Source organism: uncultured Methanofollis sp., assembly GCF_937919355.1.
In the GTDB taxonomy this organism is placed as follows: Archaea; Halobacteriota; Methanomicrobia; order Methanomicrobiales; family Methanofollaceae; genus Methanofollis.
Genome location: NZ_CALFSA010000226.1, coordinates 1 through 5014 on the forward strand (window position 1 = coordinate 1; position 5014 = coordinate 5014).

General features: G+C 57.6%; 3 protein-coding genes. All 3 read left to right on the top strand.

The features are described from left to right. Positions 1–2391, top strand: a 2391-nt coding sequence (locus tag Q0520_RS11075; RefSeq protein ID WP_298670071.1) for a PglZ domain-containing protein, incomplete at its 5' end; no start/stop codon positions are given. Then, positions 2378–4459 (top strand): protease Lon-related BREX system protein BrxL, encoded by a 2082-nt coding sequence (gene brxL, locus Q0520_RS11080; RefSeq protein ID WP_298670072.1) that lies wholly within the window; start codon positions 2378–2380, stop codon positions 4457–4459. The genes Q0520_RS11075 and brxL, both read left to right, overlap by 14 nt. A gap of 39 nt (positions 4460–4498) precedes the next feature. Beyond that, positions 4499–4948 (top strand): EVE domain-containing protein, encoded by a 450-nt coding sequence (locus Q0520_RS11085; RefSeq protein WP_298670074.1) that lies wholly within the window; start codon positions 4499–4501, stop codon positions 4946–4948. Positions 4949–5014 lie beyond the last annotated feature (66 nt).

The following is a 5014-nucleotide window of genomic DNA, read 5'->3' on the forward strand; positions in this document are numbered from 1 at the left end:
TGGCTCGACCTGCTGAAGAAGGCCGCCGAGGCCGACGACCTGGACCTCTGGGCCGATCCCGACGAGCACGAACTCGCCATCAGGAACCGCTTCGCAACTGAACCGAGAAAGAGCCGGGTCGTCTGGCTCCCCCGCTCCGAGGAGGAGATCACATGGTTCAGGGTCTTCGAACCCGAGGCCGACCTGATCTGGGAGGCTCGTCTGGTCTCCGCCCTCAGGGACTATGGCGTGCAGATCCCCGGCGACCGGGAGGATGAACTCGTCCCCCTTCTCCCCGCCTATGTCAATGAGAGGTTCGACAGCCCCCGGAGCGACTGGAAAGACTTCACTGCCGGCTCGGCAAAGGGCGAACTCGTCAACGACCGGAAGATCCTGGAGGTGCTCGCCGGCAGCGCAGGCGAATTCGACCGGCTCAGGTCAGAGGGCAGATTCGAGATCTTCGCCCGCCGTGCCAGAGAGGACTTCGGCCTCCCCGACCCCGAACAGATGGATGAGGAGGCCTGGAGACGGGAGACAACCGCCGTGCTCCTCTGCACCGAGGCTGCAGAGGCCTCCCCTCAATCACCGCCGGCAGAGAAGGCTCGCATCATCCCGCCTGGCCTGCCGCGTGAACATGCCCTCGCCCTGCTCAGGCAGTGGGAGGAGAACATCACCTATATCCCCTCCTTCGAACGTGCCGCAAAGAGGGCAGACACCATCACCTCGCTCGCCCCCTGGGCGGAGGGGCTTGAAGCCCCGCCCGCATCGGCAGGATCGCGGATCGTCGAGGAAGTCGTGCTCAAAAAATTCCTGGACCACCTCAGCGGGATTACCGATGTCGAAGCCCTTGCAGAGGAACTCTACAGAGACCAGACGATATTCAATGAGCGCGAAGCCCGGTTCTGGGGAAGCACTGCCACCGATAAAGTGGGCTGGCGGCACCTCTCCTCGCTCGCCGGCGTCGCCCACCGCCTCGTCACGCATGCAGGGGCTGAAAAGACCTGGACCCGCACAGGCGACGCCATCGAATGGTACGCCAACGGCGGCTGGAACCTGGACGTGGCCGGAGAAGTCCTCTTTACTGAAATCCCTGACCTTCCCGTGGATCTCAAGACGATCAGAGGATCGCTCAGGCGCCACTATCTCAGGACCATCGATCGTATCGGCAGGAGATTTTCCGACCTCCTGGAGAAAGATCAGGCTGCCCTCGCCGCCCTCCCGACAGCAGGAGAGCGTGCTCTCTCTATTCTGGGGGATGCCCCCTCCAGAACGGCATACATCTTCCTGGATGCCCTCCGCCTCGACCTCGGCCACCGTCTTGCCGGGAAGATCAACGAAGGAGAACCCGAACAAAGGGCTGAGGTCACCATTGCACGGGCGCCTGTACCCAGCATCACCTCCCTCGGAAAACCCTTCGCCCTCCCTGTTGACTCCCACACCCTGCGCGTGAACCTCTCTCCAGACCAGAAAGCATTCTCTGTCACCACAGGAGACTCGGGCAACCTTGCTGTCGCGGAAAGGTGGCGGGACTGGTTTAGAAAAACCCTGGGCGTCACGACATTCCTCTCCATCGAAGAGATCATCGACGGCAAGAAGGTGAAGAAAGCGACCTCCTCATCACCTCTTCTTGTCGTCGAAGGTGCGGAGTTCGACACCACCGGCCATGACGGAAGCCTCAAACTCGACGGCGCCGGCGACGACCTCGACCGCTACACAACCGCCCTTCGAAAGTTGAGGGACGCTGGCTATTCTCAGATTATCGTCGTCACTGACCACGGGTTCTTCCACTGGCAGCCCGATCCCGACGAAATCGAGGAGAGTAAACCAGAAGGAGAGCGCCTCTGGACATCACGCAGGGCAGTGGTGGGCAAAAATCTCGCCCATAAGACTGCACTCGCCCTCCCGGTCCCATCCTCGGACCTGACCGCAATGGTCCCGAGAAGCGTCAATGCCTTCAGGACCTACGGGGGCCTCGGCTTCTTCCATGGTGGGGCAACCCTGCAGGAACTCATTGTCCCAGTGGTCCAGGTCCACTGGCCCCAGAAGGCAAAGAAGGTGAACGTCGTCCTCAAACCAGTCGGAGAGATCACAAGCGAGATACCGAGGGTCCAGGTGGAACCCGGGGCTGGCGGCCAGCAGAAACTCATCGGTGCCGATTCCAATCTGCTGTCCCGGAAGGTTCTGGTGAAAATCAAAGATTCGCAAACCGGAAAGGTTATTTTCCGTCATGATGACGCTGTGACCATTGAACCGGCCGGCGAGGCTCAGACAATCGCACTCTCTCTTGTGGATGCCTCATCTGCACCGCCGTTTGGATCGAAGATCCTTGTTGTCGTACAGGATGCAGATGACGAGGAAATACTGGCCAGAGAAGAGGTTGAACTCAGGGTGGAGATAGATGAATTCTGGTGAACACTTCGAGCTCGATGAACTCGACAGAAAACTCGTCGCCGCATTTCCCGGGCGGGTCGTCAGAAAGGATCTCGTTCACAAACTGAAAGTGGGCTTTTCAATCCCCGTGTACGTGCTGGAGTACCTCCTGGGAAAATACTGCTCGACAACAGATGAGAAGGGGGTCAATGATGGCCTCCAGCTCGTTAAGAGCGCCATTGCCGAACGGGTCGTCAGGGCAGACCAGGGAGAACTGATCAAGGCACGGCTGAAGAGATCGGGATCGATGAAGATCATCGACCTGGTGACGGTCACCTTCGATGAAAAAGATCAGGGAGGGAAGTACTGGGCACACCTTGCGACCTCGGGGCTTGACAAGGTACACATCGAAGAAGACTTTGTCGAGAAATATGAACGTGTGCTGACCGGTGGCGTCTGGTCCAACATCGAACTCGTCTATGACGAAAATATCGTGCACGGCAATGTCACCCGCCCCTTCGTCATCGCCAACATGAAGCCCATCCAGATCGCCAGCGCCAGGATGGACGAGTGGATCGAGGCCCGTCGCCAGTTCACGCGGGAAGAATGGGTGAACATCCTGCTGAGGTCGATAGGATACGAACCAACGCATCCCGACCTCACATGGCGTGTGAAAATGCTCATCCTTCTCAGACTCATCCCGATGGTTGAAAAAAATTACAACCTCATCGAACTGGGGCCCCGTGAAACAGGAAAATCCTTCGTATATCGTGAAATCTCTCCCTACGCCATACTCCTGTCAGGAGGACAAGGATCGGTGCCAGACCTCTTTGGATGGAAGAACCGGAAGGACAAGCCTGGCCTGGTCCTCAAGAATGATCTGGTGGCATTCGACGAAGTCGCAGGATCACACTTCAAGAACGAAACAAACAAGCAGATATTCAAGGGCTACATGGAACAGGGCTCATTCTCACGCGGCGACGACAAAGGGACCATCTCCGCCGAGGCGGGCATCGTCTTCAATGGCAACATCGACGGCGACGTCGAGTCGATTGCCAGGACATCACACCTCTTCGCCCCCCTGCCAGAGACGATCAGGAACGACACGGCATTTCATGACCGGTGGCATGCCTACCTCCCTGGATGGGAGATGCTGAAACTCAAGCCGGATCATTTTACCCAGCACATGGGTTTTGTCGCTGACTATATGGCCGAGATCTTCCACAACGGCCTCCGCCCCCTGAACTATACCGATGCATACGATGAATTCTTTTCATTCGGCAACCATGTCGGCCAGCGTGACAGAAAAGCTGTTGTCCGGACAGTATCTGGCCTCATGAAACTCCTCCACCCGGATGGCACCTGCTCAAAGGAAGAGATGGCAGAGTACGTGGATATCGGCCTCGAAATGCGACGGAGGGTCAAAGAGCAGTTGAAGCGGATGAACCCGATCGAATTTTCGCGGGTGAACCTCTCGTACCTTGACAAAGAAACCGGGGAAGAGTATATCGCTGAGTGCTCCGAGATGGGGGTGACGAAACTGATACCCGACGGCCCCCTGGTGCCGGGAGACATCTTCAGCATCGGCTGGGACCCGACCCTTGGAAGGGTGATGCTCTTTCGAATACAGGTCGCGGCCATCCCGGGATCCGGGCATCTCCGGGTGGTCGGGCTGACCTCCAAGGCACTGAAAGAGTCGGCACAGATGGCGTACAACTATCTCCGGCTCAACGGCAAGAAACTGGGGCTTGAGCAGGATATTGGCAGTTACGATCTGAACATTCAGGTTCTGAGCCCGGGACATGCAAAAGAAGCGGGAGACATGGGGGTTGCATTTTATGTGGCCATTCTCTCGGCCATCGTAAACAAACCCCTGGGAGGCGGGCTCATCATACTTGGGGAAATGACGCTCCATGGAATGCTTTCCAGAGTCGAATATCTCGGTGACAGGATGAGAGTCGCGATGGATGCCGGGGCAAAGAGAGTCATTATTCCGACTGTCAATGCAGCCGATTTCGGAAGCATACCCCCCGAACTGCTGGACAAAATTCGAGTGGAGTTCTATTCTGATCCGATGCAGGCAGCATTCAAGGCAATCAGTGAGACGTAACACCACAATTTTTCTTTACATCCGACGTATGAACCAACTATGACCCACTGGATCGCCTCCTCGAACCGTGACAACGCAAAGATCCTTGATGCGAAGCACATCTGGGGAGTTCCAAAGCGGAACAAAACCCTCATGCATCGGGTGAAGCCCGGGGACACCATCCTCGTGTACGTCCGGCAGGAGAAAGAGGACGACACAATCCTCCCCTCAGCGATAACCGGAGCCTACGAAGTCGTCTCCGAACCCTACGAAGACCACTCCCGCCTCTTTACCACCCCGCCGCATATGGGCGACGAGGTCTTCCCCTTCCGCATGAAGGTCAAATCAGTAGCGGTCTTTGCCGAACCGCTGGAGTTCAAGCCCCTGATCCCCGACCTCACATTCATCACGAACAAAACAATGTGGTCCGGCCACCTCCGGCAGGCCATGCGCGAGATCCCCGAGGAGGACTACCGCCTCATCCTCAAGCGGGCTGGAGAGGAGGCATAACCGATGCCCAACATCACCGGCGTCACCTTCCCGGTCCCCAAATCCCTCATGCCCCGGTTCTTCGCC

Bases quoted from the DNA above. Each gene is read 5' to 3' on its own strand.
- brxL (WP_298670072.1), top strand. From the start codon at position 2,378: ATGAATTCTGGTGAACACTTCGAGCTCGATGAACTCGACAGAAAACTC.
- Q0520_RS11085 (WP_298670074.1), top strand. From the start codon at position 4,499: ATGACCCACTGGATCGCCTCCTCGAACCGTGACAACGCAAAGATCCTT.